This is a genomic window from Methylocystis sp. WRRC1, assembly GCF_020733155.1.
GTDB lineage: Bacteria > Pseudomonadota > Alphaproteobacteria > Rhizobiales > Beijerinckiaceae > Methylocystis.
This window is the reverse complement of record NZ_JAJFZJ010000001.1, coordinates 3,002,164-3,016,537: the sequence shown is the minus strand read 5'-3', so window position 1 is coordinate 3,016,537 and position 14,374 is coordinate 3,002,164. Positions and strand designations below refer to the sequence as shown.

The 14,374-nt window shown below is 64.8% G+C and carries 10 protein-coding genes and 1 other RNA gene; 1 reads left to right on the top strand and 10 read right to left on the bottom strand.

Translation table 11 applies throughout. The features are described from left to right. Position 1: 1 nt before the first annotated feature. The 10 genes from LG047_RS14620 to LG047_RS14575 form a co-directional block, all read right to left on the bottom strand. Entirely contained in the window at positions 2–1,156 is a 1,155-nt protein-coding gene (locus LG047_RS14620) for an FtsW/RodA/SpoVE family cell cycle protein (protein ID WP_036283148.1), read from the bottom strand. Beyond that, the gene (gene murD, locus LG047_RS14615; protein WP_227967496.1) at positions 1,153–2,580 is read right to left on the bottom strand and encodes a UDP-N-acetylmuramoyl-L-alanine--D-glutamate ligase; all 1,428 of its coding nucleotides are present in this window, start codon (positions 2,578–2,580) and stop codon (positions 1,153–1,155) included. The genes LG047_RS14620 and murD overlap by 4 nt, the downstream gene beginning before the upstream one ends. Positions 2,581–2,582: 2 nt before the next feature. Beyond that, positions 2,583–3,665, bottom strand: coding sequence for a phospho-N-acetylmuramoyl-pentapeptide-transferase (mraY, locus tag LG047_RS14610; protein WP_036283150.1), 1,083 nt, complete (start codon positions 3,663–3,665; stop codon positions 2,583–2,585). Between the two features lies 1 nt (position 3,666). Next, on the bottom strand, positions 3,667–5,094 hold the full coding sequence (locus tag LG047_RS14605; RefSeq protein ID WP_227967495.1) for a UDP-N-acetylmuramoylalanyl-D-glutamyl-2,6-diaminopimelate--D-alanyl-D-alanine ligase: 1,428 nt from the start codon (positions 5,092–5,094) through the stop codon (positions 3,667–3,669). Further along, positions 5,091–6,542 (bottom strand): UDP-N-acetylmuramoyl-L-alanyl-D-glutamate--2,6-diaminopimelate ligase, encoded by a 1,452-nt coding sequence (locus LG047_RS14600; RefSeq protein WP_227967494.1) that lies wholly within the window; start codon positions 6,540–6,542, stop codon positions 5,091–5,093. Before LG047_RS14600 ends, LG047_RS14605 begins: the two co-directional genes overlap by 4 nt. Then, complete coding sequence (locus LG047_RS14595; protein WP_370635057.1) at positions 6,542–8,344, bottom strand: peptidoglycan D,D-transpeptidase FtsI family protein; 1,803 nt, start codon at positions 8,342–8,344, stop codon at positions 6,542–6,544. The genes LG047_RS14600 and LG047_RS14595 overlap by 1 nt, the downstream gene beginning before the upstream one ends. Next, the gene (locus LG047_RS14590; RefSeq protein WP_227967493.1) at positions 8,341–8,820 is read right to left on the bottom strand and encodes a hypothetical protein; all 480 of its coding nucleotides are present in this window, start codon (positions 8,818–8,820) and stop codon (positions 8,341–8,343) included. Before LG047_RS14590 ends, LG047_RS14595 begins: the two co-directional genes overlap by 4 nt. Further along, a complete protein-coding gene (gene rsmH, locus LG047_RS14585) occupies positions 8,820–9,860 on the bottom strand; it encodes a 16S rRNA (cytosine(1402)-N(4))-methyltransferase RsmH (protein ID WP_227967492.1) in 1,041 nt (346 codons plus the stop codon). Before rsmH ends, LG047_RS14590 begins: the two co-directional genes overlap by 1 nt. Before the next feature lie 298 nt (positions 9,861–10,158). Beyond that, positions 10,159–10,556: RNase P RNA component class A (gene rnpB / locus LG047_RS14580), an RNA gene on the bottom strand. 110 nt (positions 10,557–10,666) lie between these two features. After that, positions 10,667–13,660, bottom strand: a complete 2,994-nt coding sequence (locus tag LG047_RS14575; protein WP_227967491.1) for a patatin-like phospholipase family protein — start codon at positions 13,658–13,660, stop codon at positions 10,667–10,669. 320 nt (positions 13,661–13,980) lie between these two features. Between LG047_RS14575 and smbP the strand changes: the two genes are divergently transcribed. Continuing rightward, a complete protein-coding gene (gene smbP, locus LG047_RS14570) occupies positions 13,981–14,346 on the top strand; it encodes a small metal-binding protein SmbP (protein WP_227967490.1) in 366 nt (121 codons plus the stop codon). Positions 14,347–14,374 lie beyond the last annotated feature (28 nt).

Below are 14,374 nucleotides of genomic sequence, written 5' to 3'. Positions count from 1 at the left end.
GTCACGCAACCGCCGGCTGACCGCTCACGGCGACCTCTGTGAGAACGCGCGTGCGCGGACGCTTGCGCGTGACGGCGAGCAGGAAGCCCATGCCGAGCGAGAGCGAAATCAGCGACGAACCGCCATATGAGACGAAGGGCAGCGTCATCCCTTTCGCGGGCATGAGATGCACATTCACAGCCATGTTGATGCAGCTTTGCAGACCGAAGAGCATGACCAGTCCCGCCGTCGCGAAGCGGCAGAAGGGATCTTCATTTCGCGCCGCGGAGAAAAGCCCGCGCACGACGATGAAGGCGAAGACGGAGGCGAGCGCGATGCAGACGATCACGCCGAACTCCTCGCCGATCACCGCAAATATGAAGTCCGTATGCGAGTCGGGAAGGATACGCTTCACCGTTCCCTCTCCCGGCCCCTTGCCGAACCACGAGCCGGCGATGAAGCTTTCCAGCGCCGTCTCGGACTGGAAGTTCGACGGCACGCCCGCGACGGGCGGCGGCGGCTCGAGAAAGGCGTCGATGCGCGCCCGGACGTGCGGCGCGAATTTATAGGCGAGCAGCGCGGAGAAGCCGCCGAGACCGCCAAGCCCCACGACCCAGATCCAGTGCAGCCCGGCCATGAAGAACAGCGCCGCCCAGACGATGGAGATCAGCATGGTCTGGCCGAAGTCGGGTTGCAGCACCAGCGGGCCGATCGTGAGCGGAAAGAGCAGCAAGGCGATCGTATTGCCCGGCACGTCCTTGCGGCGCGCGCCCTCCGAGAAGGCCCAGGCCACGACGACCACGAAGGCGGGTTTCAGGAACTCCGAGGGCTGGATGCCGAAGATCCAGCGCTTGGCGCCCTTCACCTCCTGCCCGAAGAACAGGGTCGCGACGACGAGCGCGAGCGAGATGACGAAGATGACGAGCGCCGTGCGGCGCACATGACGCGGGGAGAGGAAGGACGTCCCGATCATCACCGCAAGCGCCGGCAGCAGATAGGCGACCTGCCGGTTGACGAAATGGAAGGTCGCCAGATGCAGGCGCTCGGCGACAGGCGGGCTGCCCGCCATCGCGAAGACGAGTCCCGCGACGATGAGAAGGCCGATGCTGGCGAGAAGCCAGCGGTCGACCGTCCACGCCCAGTCCGAGAAGGGCGTCCGCTCCGCGCGCGAAATCATGTGTGTGCTCCTCTGCGCGCCGCGAGTATCGCGGGCAGTCCATGCACGATTCCGCGAAAGGCGTCGCCGCGCACTTCGAAATTGGGAAATTGATCGTATGAGGCGCAGGCCGGCGACAGCAGGACGACAGGCTCCTGCGCCTCGCCCGCAAGCGCGTCGAGCGCCGCACGCGTCGTTGCGACATCGAGCGTCTCACAGCGTTCAAATGGAAGCGCGCCTTCCAGCGTGCGCGCAAATTCATCGCTCGCGGCGCCGATGAGATAGGCCTTGCGGATGCGCGGGAAATAGTCGCGCAAGGGCTCGATGCCGCCCTCTTTCGATTTGCCGCCGATGATCCAGTAAATGTCGTCGAAGCTCGCCAGCGCTTTTTCCGCCGCGGCGGCGTTGGTCGCTTTCGAGTCGTTGACGAATAGCGCGCGCTCGATGCGTCCGACTTCTTCCATGCGATGCGGCAGGCCCGGATAGCTCAGCAGGCCTTGCGCAATCTCGTCATCCTCGAGGCCGCATTCCCATGTGGCGGCGGCGGCGAAGGCGGCGTTCTGCGCATTGTGCGCGCCGCGCAGCGCCCGAGCGCCCTTGAGCGTTCCGATCAGCTCCGCCTCCTCCGGCGGATGTCCCTTTTCGCGAAAATAGACGCTGCCGTCCTCGACATAGAAACCCCAGTCCAGCGCGCGCGCGCCGGAAACCGGAACGACCCGCTGATCAGGGCGCGCCGCGGCCAGGAGACGCGCGCCGATCGCATGAGTGTAAATGTCATCGACGCCGACAAGCGCGACCTCGGCGCCGGCGACGAGCCGCTCCTTGACGGCCGCGTAATTCTCCATCGAGCCATGACGGTCGATGTGATCGGGCGTAAGGTTGATCAACAGGCCGATGGTGGGGTTCAGAGACGGCGCCAGATCGATCTGGAAGGACGAGCATTCGATGACATGGATGCGCTCGTCGGAGGGCGGCTCGAGATCGAGGATCGGCACGCCGATATTGCCGCCGAGCTGCACGTCGCGACCGGCCTCGCGCAGAATATGCGCGATCAGCGCGGTCGTCGTCGACTTGCCATTGGTGCCGGTGATGGCGACGAAAGGCGAGCCGCCGGTATGGGCCGCGCGCTCGCGACAGAAGAGCTCGACGTCGCCGATGATCTCGACGCCCGCCGCCTTCGCAAGCGGCACGGTCCAGTGCGGGGTCGGATGCGTCAACGGCACGCCGGGCGTGAGAATAAAGGCCGCGAATTGCGACCAGTCGGCCTGCGAAAGATCCTCCAGCGGCACGCCCTGCGCGACAGCCTTCAGACGCCCGGCCTCGCCGTCGTCCCAGGCGTGCACATGCGCGCCGCCGGCCATCAGCGCCCGGGCGGTCGAAAGGCCAGAGCCGCCGAGACCGAAAAGCGCGACGCGCTTGTCCTTGAATGTCGTAACGGGAGTCATCGTCACCTCAGCTTCAGGGTCGCGAGGCCCGTCAGGGCCAGAACGAAGGCGATGATCCAGAAGCGGATGACGATCTGCGGCTCCTTCCAGCCCTTTTGCTCGAAGTGATGGTGGATTGGCGCCATCAGGAAGATGCGCTTGCCGGTGAGCTTGAAATAAGCCACCTGGATGATGACCGAGGCGCCCTCGAGCACGAAAAGGCCGCCGACGATAACGAGCACGAATTCCTGCTTCACCGCCACGGCGACAGTGCCGAGAAGGCCGCCGAGCGCGAGAGAGCCCGTATCGCCCATGAAGATCTGCGCCGGCGGCGCGTTGAACCACAGGAAGCCGAGGCCGGCGCCGATGAAGGCCGAGCAGACGATGGTGAGTTCGCCGACGCCCGCCACATAATTGACGCCGAGATAATTCGAGAAGATCGAGTTGCCGACCAGATAGGCGAAGATCGCGAAGGTTCCCACTGCAATCATCGAGGGCACGATGGCTAGGCCGTCGAGACCGTCCGTGAGATTGACGCAATTTCCGGCCGCCACGATGACGAAGGCGCCGAAGACGACGAAGAACAGGCCGAGCGAACCTATGTAGCCCTTGACCATGGGGATCGCGAGCTTCGACATGTTCTCGCCGCCGACCCGCATGAGAAAGTAACATGCGAGTCCGGCAATGAGGAATTCGAGCGCCAGCCGCGCCTTTCCGGAGAAGCCGGCGTGCGACTGCTTCGTCACCTTCAGATAGTCGTCATAAAAGCCTATCGCGCCGAAGGACACGGTGACGAAGAGCACGATCCAGACATAGTAGTTGCGCAGATTCGCCCAGAGCAGCGTGGCGGCGACGAGGCCCGAGAGGATCATGAGCCCGCCCATGGTGGGCGTGCCCTTCTTCGTCACGAGGTGAGAGGCGGGGCCGTCCTCGCGGATCGGCTGGCCCTTGCCCTGCTTGATCCGCAAGGCGGCGATGCTGGTCGGACCGAAGAAGAAGACGAAAAACAGCGCCGTCGCGGCCGCCATCGCGGCGCGAAAGGTGATGTAGCGGAAGATGTTGAGCGGACTGAAGAGATACGACAGGTCCGCGAGCAGCGTCAGCATATTATTGTCCCTGGTTCGCCTTCTGCGGCGCGAATTTCTGCCTGACGGCGGCGACGATCCGCGACATGCGCGAACTGTTCGAGCCTTTCACCATCACCACGTCGCCGGCGCGGAGGGCGGCGAGAACGGCTTCCTCCAGCTCCAGCGCCGTCCGCCGATGCGCGGCGCGCATGGCGTTGGGCGAGGCGTAATAGAGGCTCGCCATCAGCGGTCCGGCGGTAAAGAGCAGATCACACTTGGCGCGCGCAAGGTCCCCCGCGAGTTCGCCATGCAGCTCGGCGCCGGAAGGGCCAAGCTCGAGCATGTCGCCGAGCACCGCGATACGCCGTCCGCCCGCGCCGGGCGTGGTCGCGCCGAGCAGCTCGAAAGCCGAGCGCATGGAGGTCGGATTGGCGTTGTAGCTCTCGTCGATCAGCGTGAACGGGCCGCTCGGCGCCATCAGTTTCTCGCGCGCGCCGCGCCCCGACGGCGGCGTGAAATCGGCTAACGTGAGCGCGGCCTTTTCCACATCGATGTCGAATACGGCGGCGATGAGCAGCGCGGCCAGCGAGTTGAGGGCGATATGTTTACCCGGCGCGCCGATACGATAGGCGAGGCGCTTGCCGAGAATCTCCGCCTCGACTTCGCAACCGTCGTCGATGCCCTTGTAGGACAGAAGACGCGCCTCGGCGCCTTCCGACTCTCCGAAGCTGAAGATATGGCCCGCCGTCGGCGCGGCGGCTGCGGCAAGCCGCTCATAGGTCGCATCGTCGCGGTTGACGATCGCGACGCCGCCATCGAGCGCGGAGAAGATCTCCGCCTTGGCGTCGGCGATGCCCTCGACCGAGGCGAAATGTTCGAGATGAACCGCTGCGACGCGCGTCACCACGGCGACATGCGGGCGCACTTGCGCGACGAGGCCCGTAATTTCGCCAGCGTGATTCATGCCGAGTTCGAACACGCCGAAGCGCGAGGCCGCCGGCATTCGCGCCAGCGTCAGCGGCACGCCCCACTGGTTGTTGTAGGAGGCGACGGAAGCATGCGTCTCGCCGAAACGCGACAGCATCAGCCGCGTCATGTCCTTGGTGGAGGTCTTGCCGACGGAGCCGGTGATCGCGGCGATGAAGGCGCCGCTGCGCTCTCTCGCGCGCTTGCCGAGCATTTCGAGCGAGCGCTGCACGTCCTTGACGATGAGGAGCGGTCCCGAGCCGGAAAATTCCGCCGCATGCGCTTCGTCGATGACCGCGGCGGCGGCGCCTTTCTCGAAAGCCGCGCGGACGAATTCATGGCCGTCGCGCGCCTCGCCCTTGATTGCGAAGAAGAGGTCGCCCGCCTTCAGCGTGCGCGTATCGATCGAGACGCCGGTCGCCTCGCGCGCGAGCGCGCCGCTCACGCGCGCATGCAGCGCGCCGACGAGCGCCAGACCCGACCACAAAGGTTCCTGCCTCATGAACGATGCTCCTGCAACGCTTGCGCTATTGCCTCGTGATCCGAAAAGGGCAAGACGCGATCGCCGACAATCTGGCCGGTTTCATGGCCCTTGCCCGCGACCACGAGCACGTCGCCGGCGCGAAGGTCGGCGACGGCCTTCGAGATCGCCTCGCCCCGGTCAGCGATTTCGATGATCTCCGCCCCGCCGCCGCGCGCGCCTTCGATGATCGCCGCGCGAATGGCGTTTGCGTCTTCGCTGCGCGGATTGTCGTCGGTGACGATGGCGACATCGGCGGCGCGCGCCGCGATTTCTCCCATAAGCGGACGCTTGCCCCTGTCGCGGTCGCCCCCGCAGCCGAAGACGACGATGAGGCGTCTTTTTGTCAACGGCCGAAGGGTCGCAAGCACTTTTTCGAGCGCATCGGGCTTGTGCGCGTAATCGACGAAGACCGGAGCGCCGTCGCGCTCGCCGATGAATTCGAGCCGGCCGGGAGCGCCCTTCAGCTCGTTGAGCGCTGAGAAAACGCGCGCCGGATCATCGCCGGCGGCGATTGCGAGGCCGGCTGCGACGAGCGCGTTCGACGTCTGGAAGGCGCCGGCGAGCGGAAGCTCGACACTGTAATCGACGCCGGCGTGACGCAGCTTCAGACTCGTCGCCAGCGCATGAGCGCGCGCCTCCCGCACCGCAATCGCCTCGCCTTTGGCGCCGACGCCGAAGACGTTCAATCCGCGCTTTTCGCACACCGCAGCCACACGCGGCGCAACGTCGCTGTCGGCGTCTATCACCGCCGTTCGCCCCGGCTGCGACAGCGTATCGAACAGCCGCATCTTCGCCGCGAAATATTCTTCCATGTCGCGATGATGATCGAGATGATCGCGCGAGAAATTGGTGAAGCCGGCCACCGAGAGGCGCACGCCGTCGAGTCGGCGCTGATCGATCCCGAGCGACGAAGCCTCCATCGCGAGATGCGTCACGCCGCGGCCGGCAAGCTCGTCGAGGATCCGATGCAGTTCAACGGGGCCCGGCGTCGTCAACGCGCCATAATGCGCGCCCTTGGAGTCGACGACCCCGACCGTGCCGAGCGACGCCGCTTCATGGCCCATCGTCGTCCATATCTGGCGCAGAAAGGCGACGACGGAGGTCTTGCCGCTCGTGCCCGTGACGGCCGCGATCACTCGCGGCTGCCGCGGATGGAAGCGCGCGGCCGCATGCGCCAGCTCCGCGCGCACATCGTCCACCACGACGAGCGGCAGCGAACATTCCGACTGACGCTGGGCGACGACGACGCGGGCGCCGCGCGCCCTGGCGTCGTCAACATAGGAGAGTCCGTCCCCCGCGTGACCGGGAATGGCGAAGAACGCGAACCCCTCGCGGATCGCACGGCTGTCCGCCGACAGTCCCGCAATCTCGATTCCCGCCAGAGCGGGATCGAGGTCGTTTCTCGCGAGGAGTTCAGTGAGACGCATCAGTGGCCGTGGCCTCCCGTGGCCGGAACATTGGCCATGCCAAAGCCGAGTTTCGCAAGCAAGGGGAAGGGCTGATGCGGCGGCTCGAAACGCGGCGCGAGGCCGAGGATGGGACCGACGCGCTCGATGATCTCGCCCGTGACATGGCCCGAGTTATAAGCCGCCGTCGCATAGCCGCCGGTTTCCGGCAGGCCCTGCGGTTCGTCCATGATGGTCAGGAACAGATATTTCGGCTTGTCGGAGGGCGCGACGGCCATAAAGGTCGTGAACAGGCGGTTCTTGGAGTAATGGCCGCCGATCACCTTCTCCGCGGTGCCGGTCTTGCCGCCGACGAAATAGCCGTCGATGTTGACCTTCTTGGCCGTGCCGATTTCAGCGTTGAGGCGCATCAGATAGCGCATCGCCTCGCTCGTCTCGGGCTTGACGACCTGCACCGCCGTCTTCATCGCCTCTTCCGGGGTGCGCTTCAGGAAGGTCGGCGTCATCAGATAGCCGCCGTTCATGAGGGCGCCCACGGCCATCATCGCCTGCAGCGGCGCGACCGCGAGACCGTGACCGAAGGCGATGGTCATCGTATTCAGCTCGCCCCAGTTCTTGGGCACGATCGGCTCGGCGCTTTCGGGCAGCTCCGTGCGCATGCGTGTGAGCTGGCCCATCTTGCGCAGGAAGGCCTTGTGCTTCTCCACGCCCTGCCCCATCGCCATGCGCGCCGTGCCGACGTTGGAGGAATAGGTGAACACTTCCGGCACGGTGAGCGCGCGATTTTGCGCGTGATAATCGTGGATCTTGAAGCGGCCGAAGGAGAGCGCGCCGCGCGCGTCGAGCCGCGAGTTGAGATTGACCTTGCCGGAGTCGAGCGCCATGGCGATCGTGAGCGCCTTGAAGGTCGAGCCCATCTCATAGACGCCGACGCTCATGCGATTGATGTGCAGCGGATCGAGCGCGTCGGTCGGCTTGTTGGGGTCATAGTCCGGCAGGGACGCCATCGCGACCACTTCGCCCGTGTTCACGTCCAGGATGGCCGCAGCGCCGGCTTTCGCCTTGAAGTGAATGACGCCCTTTTCGAGTTCGTCGCGTAGCGCATGGGTTGCGCGAATGTCGAGGGAGAGCGAGATCGGCTTCAGATCGTCGGGGGTCGCGCCGAAGCCCATATTGTGCAGATCGGCCAGTCCCTGTCCGTCGATATATTTCTCGACGCCGGCGATGCCCTGGTTGTCGATATTCGCAAAGCCCAGCACATGCGCGCCGATCGGGCCGTTGGGATAAACGCGCTTGTTTTCCGCGATCAGGCCGACGCCGGGAAGGCCCAGATGGAAGACCTCGTCGCGCTGATGCGGCGTGACTTCGCGCTTCACCCAGACGAAGCCTTTCTTCGAACCGAGGCGCTCGCGCAATTCCTTGGAGTCGACGTCCGGCAGGACGGCGGTGAGAAGCTCGGTCGCCTCGTCCTTGTCGATGAGGCGGCGCGGCTCCGCGAACACCGACATCACCTTCACATCGCTCGCCAGCACCTCGCCATTCCGGTCGAGAATATCTGGACGCGAGGCGGCGACGGCTTCCGCCGCGGCGCGGCGCGTCGTCGCCGGCTCAGGCCTGAATCCGAGATAAACGAGCTTGGCGCCGATCACGCCGTAAAGCGCGAGAAAACCGAAGGCGGCAAGCTTCATGCGCGGCGCGCTCGACGACAGGCTCGTCGAGAAGGCCGCATGCATGAAGCGGCGAAGGCGGGAGCTCTTTCGCGCCTGCCCCGGCGCCAGAGTTTCACGCATGTCCTGCTCGCGCATGTGCTGTTGCTGTGTCATTGCTTGTGCCGCTCATGGCTGGCGCTCTGGCTTGCGCCTTGCGCCCTGGTGTTCGTTGCGGGCTTGGCGGGCGCAGTCTTCGGGGTCGCCGGCGCGGCCTTCGGCGTCGTCGTCGGCGCCTGCGGAGCGGCGATCGGCGTGGCGGCGGCGCTCAGGCCGAGCGAATCCAGCTTGCTGCCAATGGCGTCGACGCGGGCCGCTTTCTCCGGCAATGACTGCGCCGCGACGAGTTGCGTCACCTGCAGCGGCTTCAGGTCGGCGAGATATTTGTCCGCGAGCGGCTGCAAACGCTCCGGGCGCGTCATATAGGACCATTCAGCGCGCAGCACCGCGATGGCGTCGCGCTCCGCCTTGATCTCGATCTTCGTCTTCGCGATCTGCTCGGCGCGATAGCTCGTCTGATATTTGATCGAATAGGCGTAGACCGCCGATCCGACGAGCGAAAGAATTGCGACGATGTTGAGAAGCCGCAGCATCAGGGTTTTCCTTTGTCGCGGACGGGCAGACGGGCGAGCCGCGCGAGCCTGTCGTCGAGCGGAAGCGCCGGCCCCGCCGTGCGCGTGGCGAAGCGCAGCTTCGCGGAGCGGGCGCGCGGATTCCGCTCGGTCTCCTCGCGCGTCGGCGCCACGGGCTGGCGCCCCTCGCAAATAAAGCTCCTCGGCGGCGGCGCGGCTTCGCCCGGCAGGCGGCGTGAACCGGTTTCGCCGCGCCCGCAGCGCTCGGCGAAAAACTGCTTCACGATGCGGTCTTCGAGCGAATGGAAAGTGACGACGGCAAGCCGTCCGCCCTCGGCCAGCGCGCGCTCCGCGCCGGCGAGACCGTCGAGCAGTTCGCCGAGTTCGTCGTTGACCGCGATGCGCAGCGCCTGAAAGCTTTTCGTCGCCGGATGAATGTCGCCCGGCCGGCCGGGCGCGACGCGCGCGATCATCTCGGCCAGCGCTCTGGTCGAGGCGAAGGGCGCGAGTTTCCGGTCGTGGACGATGGCGCGGGCGATGCGGCGCGCGGCGCGCTCCTCGCCGTAGAAATAGAGAATGTCGGCGAGGGTCTCTTCGTCCGCCTCGTTGACGATGTCGGCGGCGGTCTGGCCACGCCCTTCCATGCGCATGTCGAGGGGGCCGTCGCCGCGGAAGGAGAAACCACGCTCGGCCTCGTCGAATTGCATAGAGGAAACGCCGATGTCGAAAACGACGCCGTCGAGCGGCGCGAAGCCCCGCGCGCGCGCGACCTCATCGAGCTGCGAAAAGCGCGCTTCGACGAGCGTGAGCCGCCCCCGCGCCTCTTCGACCAGCGGCCGGCCGTCACGCACGGCGTTCGGGTCGCGGTCGAGCGCCAGCACGCGCGTTTCCGGATGGGCGAGGATCGCGCGCGTATAGCCGCCTGCGCCGAATGTGGCGTCGAGATAGCGACCGCCGGGCGTGGGGCGAAGGGCGTCGATGACTTCGCGCAGCAGCACGGGAACATGGCGAGCCGCTCCGCCTGTGGCGGCGAGGCCGTCCGCGCCGCGACCCGTCGTCATCCCCCTGCTCCCTGCCTTGACGCCAATCGCCATCCGCCCCTTTGCAAGCCTGTATCGGGACGCAAGTCCCCGCGCATGAGCCCCTCCGCCGGCGGCAAACCGGCTCCCGGTCTCTGGTCGTCGCGACGAAATCAGTTGGACGGGCATTGGTTTTTCGAAGCGTCGAAGAGACGGCGGCGGGCCGAAGCGCCTCTATGGCGCCTTACTCCATTAAGCTTTGTTAGTGTTAAGGGAGCGTTTACGCCGGGCCGGGATCGGCGCGGCGCGCGCAGCCGGCCGCCGGCGCGGACGCAAAAAATTCGCCAGCCGGCCTGTAAGCCGGGTTCTGTATGGCCGCGCCGGTTGCCCGGCGCGACGTGACGGCCATTCCTCTGGGACGGTCGTCGCCGACCGCCTCTGGCGACCAACCCGGGCGACGGCCCGGAGACGGGCATGGGAGCGAACTCCCGTGTCACCCCTATTCGGTCTTGCTCCCGGCGGGGCTTGCCATGCCTGGGGCGTCACCGTCCCAGCGGTGCGCTCTTACCGCACCCTTTCACCCTTGCCGCGCGGCGCGCTCTTGCGAGCGCAAGCGCGGCGGTTTGCTTTCTGTGGCGCTTTCCCTGGGGTCTCCCCCGCCGGACCTTATCCGGCGCCGTGTCTCCGTGGAGCCCGGACTTTCCTCTGCCTCGCGGCAGCGGCCATCCAGCCGACTGGCTGGATCAGGGATAGGGAGACGGAGCGCCAAATGCAAGCCTTGCGAAGGCGCCGCCCCCTCCCGTGACACGCAAGGAGCCGACGAATCCGCCGCGCGGCGCCCGCCAAGCTCAGCGACGGCAGTGCTCGGAAGCGCGTTTTTCGAGATCGATCGAAAACGAACGCGGCTCTCCCTGTCCGCCGAATACTTTCAACCCGATGTGATAGCCAAGGCGCCGGTAGCTCTCGAACTGCGACTCGCTGAAGAACTGGTCGCCCGTCGATTCATGCGGAAAATCGGGATGGGCGGCGGCGTAGCTCCATATGTCCTCCGGCTCGTCGCCATGGATCGCCGCCTTGATATAAACGAGCGCGCCCATCCCCTCGCCGTCCGGATACTGAACGCTGCCGATGTTGCAGTAAGGGGCGGCGCAGAGCGCGGCGGGGCGATTTGTCAGGCCGAGACGCCTGGGATCGCCGCCGGTCGCCGCGGGCTGCGGTTTGTCGAAAGTTATTTCCACCCCGAGGTCGATGCGGGCCTTGCGCACCAGATTGCCGAGATCCTCGTATTTCAGGTCCGCGTCGCAGCCGGCGTCGATCACCACTATGGTGCAGCAGCGGCGGCGCAGCATCTCGTAGACGCCGAGATTTTCGAAATGGCCGCCATCGCTGAGATATACGTAATATTGTTGTTCGTTGGTGAGGCCGAACAGCTCCATCATGAAAGGCCACAGCGCGAGGCTTGGTCCCGGCTTTTCCCAATTGCTCTTTTTCGGATTGCCCAGCCACCACCCCAGTCGCGCGTTGAACAGCGTCATGATGAATGTCAGGAACGGCGACGAGTGATATCCCATGTTGGGGCTCACCGCCGCGCCCGAAATCGCCATCGCCGTGGCGAGGCTGACCTGGTCGCCGTAGCGCTCGGCGGGCCGATAACCCAGCCGCGGATTGCCGGCGGTCAGCGGCGTGAAAGCGTAGGACGACGCCTTGCGCTCCTGTAACGCGAGCGAGTCGCCGTGAACGATATTGAGCGCCGTATTGACGACATGCAGCGGCTTCACCCTGGTCAGTTCGCTCATCATGACGTTGTCGTACTGATCGAGCCCCGTGAAGCGGTTGGGGCGGCGCTCCGCATTGGACGCGCCGAGATAGGCGCGCATCAGCCGATAACGATAATAGGCGTGCAGGGAGAATTTGTTGACGTTGATCATCCAGGCGGCGAGAGTCACCCAGATCAGCATCACGATCGCGGCAATCAGAAAGACGAAGACCGTGTCGTCGGAGACCCTGTGATGCGCGACGATTTTCGCGAGAGAATCGGGCAGCAGGATTAAATCCATCAGTCGTGACAATTCAAAGACCAGCGCGACCGTGAACAGCAGCGCGCCAGCCACCGCCACGCGGCTCCAATTGACGGCGCTCATGCTTTTCGTATCGCCTTGTGTCGCCGCCGTAGATTTGCTGTGTCCGAAGAGCGCCGCCGCGAGGCCCGTCGCGCCGCCGACGGAGGCTATGATCCCGTTGGCCCATTCGCCGAGCCAGTCCTTCATGTCGACGCCGGGCAAATCCTGCCTCGGATCCCAAAGGACCAAAGTAGCGTAAACCGTCCAGGCCAGCCCTATGACGATGAACCAGCCGCCGGAGCGCGCCGTCCATTCGAGCAGATCGTCGAGCCGCGCATTCTTGCTGCTCGTCGCCGCAAACAGGATGCTGCCGGCGAGATGGGCGACAAAGCAGCAGGTGACGCCGAAGACCACCGCATAGCGGGAGTCCCGCACACCGACGACCTCTCCAATAATATGAAAGGCAATCAGCAGAAAGACGCCGAAAACCGCGCCGGCGAAGATGCGCGAAACGGTCATTCGCGGCAATTCGCATAGATGTCTGTTTGCGCCGTCGTCGCAATCGCTGGAAGAAAACTGCGCTCCGAGATTCTCGCCCCACTCGCCGCGAATAAACGAAATGAAAACTGCGATGGCGAAAGGCGCGGCCCATAAATTTGCGCCGGCGGCCGCGAACCAGAACCATGTCGATGGATCGTCGAAGGCGATGCTGTCGCGGAAATAAACGAGCACCGCCGTCGTCAGACAGGCGGCCAAATATATCGGAACAATCACACATGCGAAGTGCATGACCTCGCCCGCGCCATAGGGCGTCGCCTCGACGTGGTCGGATTGCATTCGGGCCAAAGGCTGTTCTCGCTCCAGCCGTTCCCGACGTTTTTGCGCCTGTATGGAAACCAGTTGCTTGCTCGTGAACAGTTCTGCAACGGCGTAAAGAAAAGCCGCGCTCATGAGGAGCGCCCAGGGCGAAACGCCGCCGCCGGCGTCGAACTCGTAATGCAACCTCTCCAGAAGCAGAACGGTGATTTTCGGAACCCAGACAAGCAACAGGAACAGCGGCAGGAATAGCAACCAGTTGATGAGCAGATTTCGAACGACCGTCGCCGCGCCGGTCCAGGTGTCGGACGACATCAGCCCCGCGCGAGGCGTCAGATAATTGGAAAATTCACGAAGGCCGGTGAGCTCCGGGGGCTCGCCCTGCTGGTTCAGCCGCTCCTCGACGCCCTTCATCCCGCCCGCTTCGCGCGACGCCCAGGCCGAGAGCCAGGAGCCGATGTAGCCGCCGCCGGAAACCGTCGAGAGGTAATCGAATTTTCGCAACAGCCCTTGTTTTGCTAGGGCCTGGATGACGCCGAGGCAGAACGTCGCGCTGCGGATGCCGCCGCCCGAGAGACAAAGCGCAGTGAGCTCCGCATCGAACAGCTTTTTTTCGAAATCTTCCGCCAGCCACGGCGGTTTCGCATCCGACGACGCCGATCCATCCCGCATCTCCGCGCTCGCCTCTCCCGACGACGGCTGCTCGCCTGCGACGCCTCTGCCCAGAGTCTTTGCGATAACGGCGATGCTGTCGAGCGCCGCCGAAAACGGGCCGATCGGCTCCTTCGGCTTTTCCTTTTGCGGGAGCGGCGACGCAAGCCCGCTCTTTCGTCGCGTCGTGTTGATGCTTTCAATTTGCGCGAGCTCGGCGCAAATGACGCGCTCCAGGCTGAATGGCCCGTCCGGATTTTCCGCACCATTCGCGCGACCCGCGCTTTTGGCGGAAGGTGAAAATTCATTCGACATGGAATTCATCCCTGCTCAAATACGTCAAGCCGAAAAAAGCGCCAAACCCGTAGCGGAACCGGCGCCCGCGCGATAGAAAACAATCTGGTCCCCTGATTAACTTGTCGTATCGATGGCCCGCCGGCAAGGGCGACTTTCGACTTCGTCCCAATTCAAAACAGGCAAGGCCAAGGCGAGGAACTCCCGCGTCAATTTGTTCCATCCTGAAAGGCGCGGCCACGCTGGCGCGCGTTCACAGGAGCGCTATGTCCAAGCTGTGTGAAAACGCGTGACATGGCGCGACCGCGCCGGCGCCGCGTTATCGAGAGGGAGGAATATTCATGATCAATCGTCGACTCGTCTTCGCCGCGCTGGGCCTCGGCTTCGCTCTCGCGCTGGCGCCGCGCGCCGCGCTGGCGGAGAACCACCATATCACCCAGGCGGTCGCCGAGACCAGGGAGGCGATCCACGAAGGCAAGCAACACATGTTTTCATCCTTCGCGGAGCATACGCATAACGCGCTCGACCACGCGCGAGAGGCCGTCGCTGGCGGGTTCGATCCTAAGGGCCATGTGAAAATGGCGATCACTCATCTTCGTCAGGCCATCAAGACCGCGAAGCGGACGCATGACGCAAAACGTCTCGCCGCCGGCGTCCGTCATGCGGAACGCGCCCTGATCCACCTGAAAGTGGCGGCGGAGCATTAATAATTAATAACGCGAAGCCCACGCATTC

Excerpts from the sequence above, each read along its gene's own strand:
- LG047_RS14620 (WP_036283148.1), bottom strand. The coding sequence starts at position 1,156 with ATGATTTCGCGCGCGGAGCGGACGCCCTTCTCGGACTGGGCGTGGACG.
- murD (WP_227967496.1), bottom strand. The coding sequence starts at position 2,580 with ATGACTCCCGTTACGACATTCAAGGACAAGCGCGTCGCGCTTTTCGGT.
- mraY (WP_036283150.1), bottom strand. The coding sequence starts at position 3,665 with ATGCTGACGCTGCTCGCGGACCTGTCGTATCTCTTCAGTCCGCTCAAC.
- LG047_RS14605 (WP_227967495.1), bottom strand. The coding sequence starts at position 5,094 with ATGAGGCAGGAACCTTTGTGGTCGGGTCTGGCGCTCGTCGGCGCGCTG.
- LG047_RS14600 (WP_227967494.1), bottom strand. The coding sequence starts at position 6,542 with ATGCGTCTCACTGAACTCCTCGCGAGAAACGACCTCGATCCCGCTCTG.
- LG047_RS14595 (WP_370635057.1), bottom strand. The coding sequence starts at position 8,344 with ATGACACAGCAACAGCACATGCGCGAGCAGGACATGCGTGAAACTCTG.
- LG047_RS14590 (WP_227967493.1), bottom strand. The coding sequence starts at position 8,820 with ATGCTGCGGCTTCTCAACATCGTCGCAATTCTTTCGCTCGTCGGATCG.
- rsmH (WP_227967492.1), bottom strand. The coding sequence starts at position 9,860 with ATGACGACGGGTCGCGGCGCGGACGGCCTCGCCGCCACAGGCGGAGCG.
- LG047_RS14575 (WP_227967491.1), bottom strand. The coding sequence starts at position 13,660 with ATGTCGAATGAATTTTCACCTTCCGCCAAAAGCGCGGGTCGCGCGAAT.
- smbP (WP_227967490.1), top strand. The coding sequence starts at position 13,981 with ATGATCAATCGTCGACTCGTCTTCGCCGCGCTGGGCCTCGGCTTCGCT.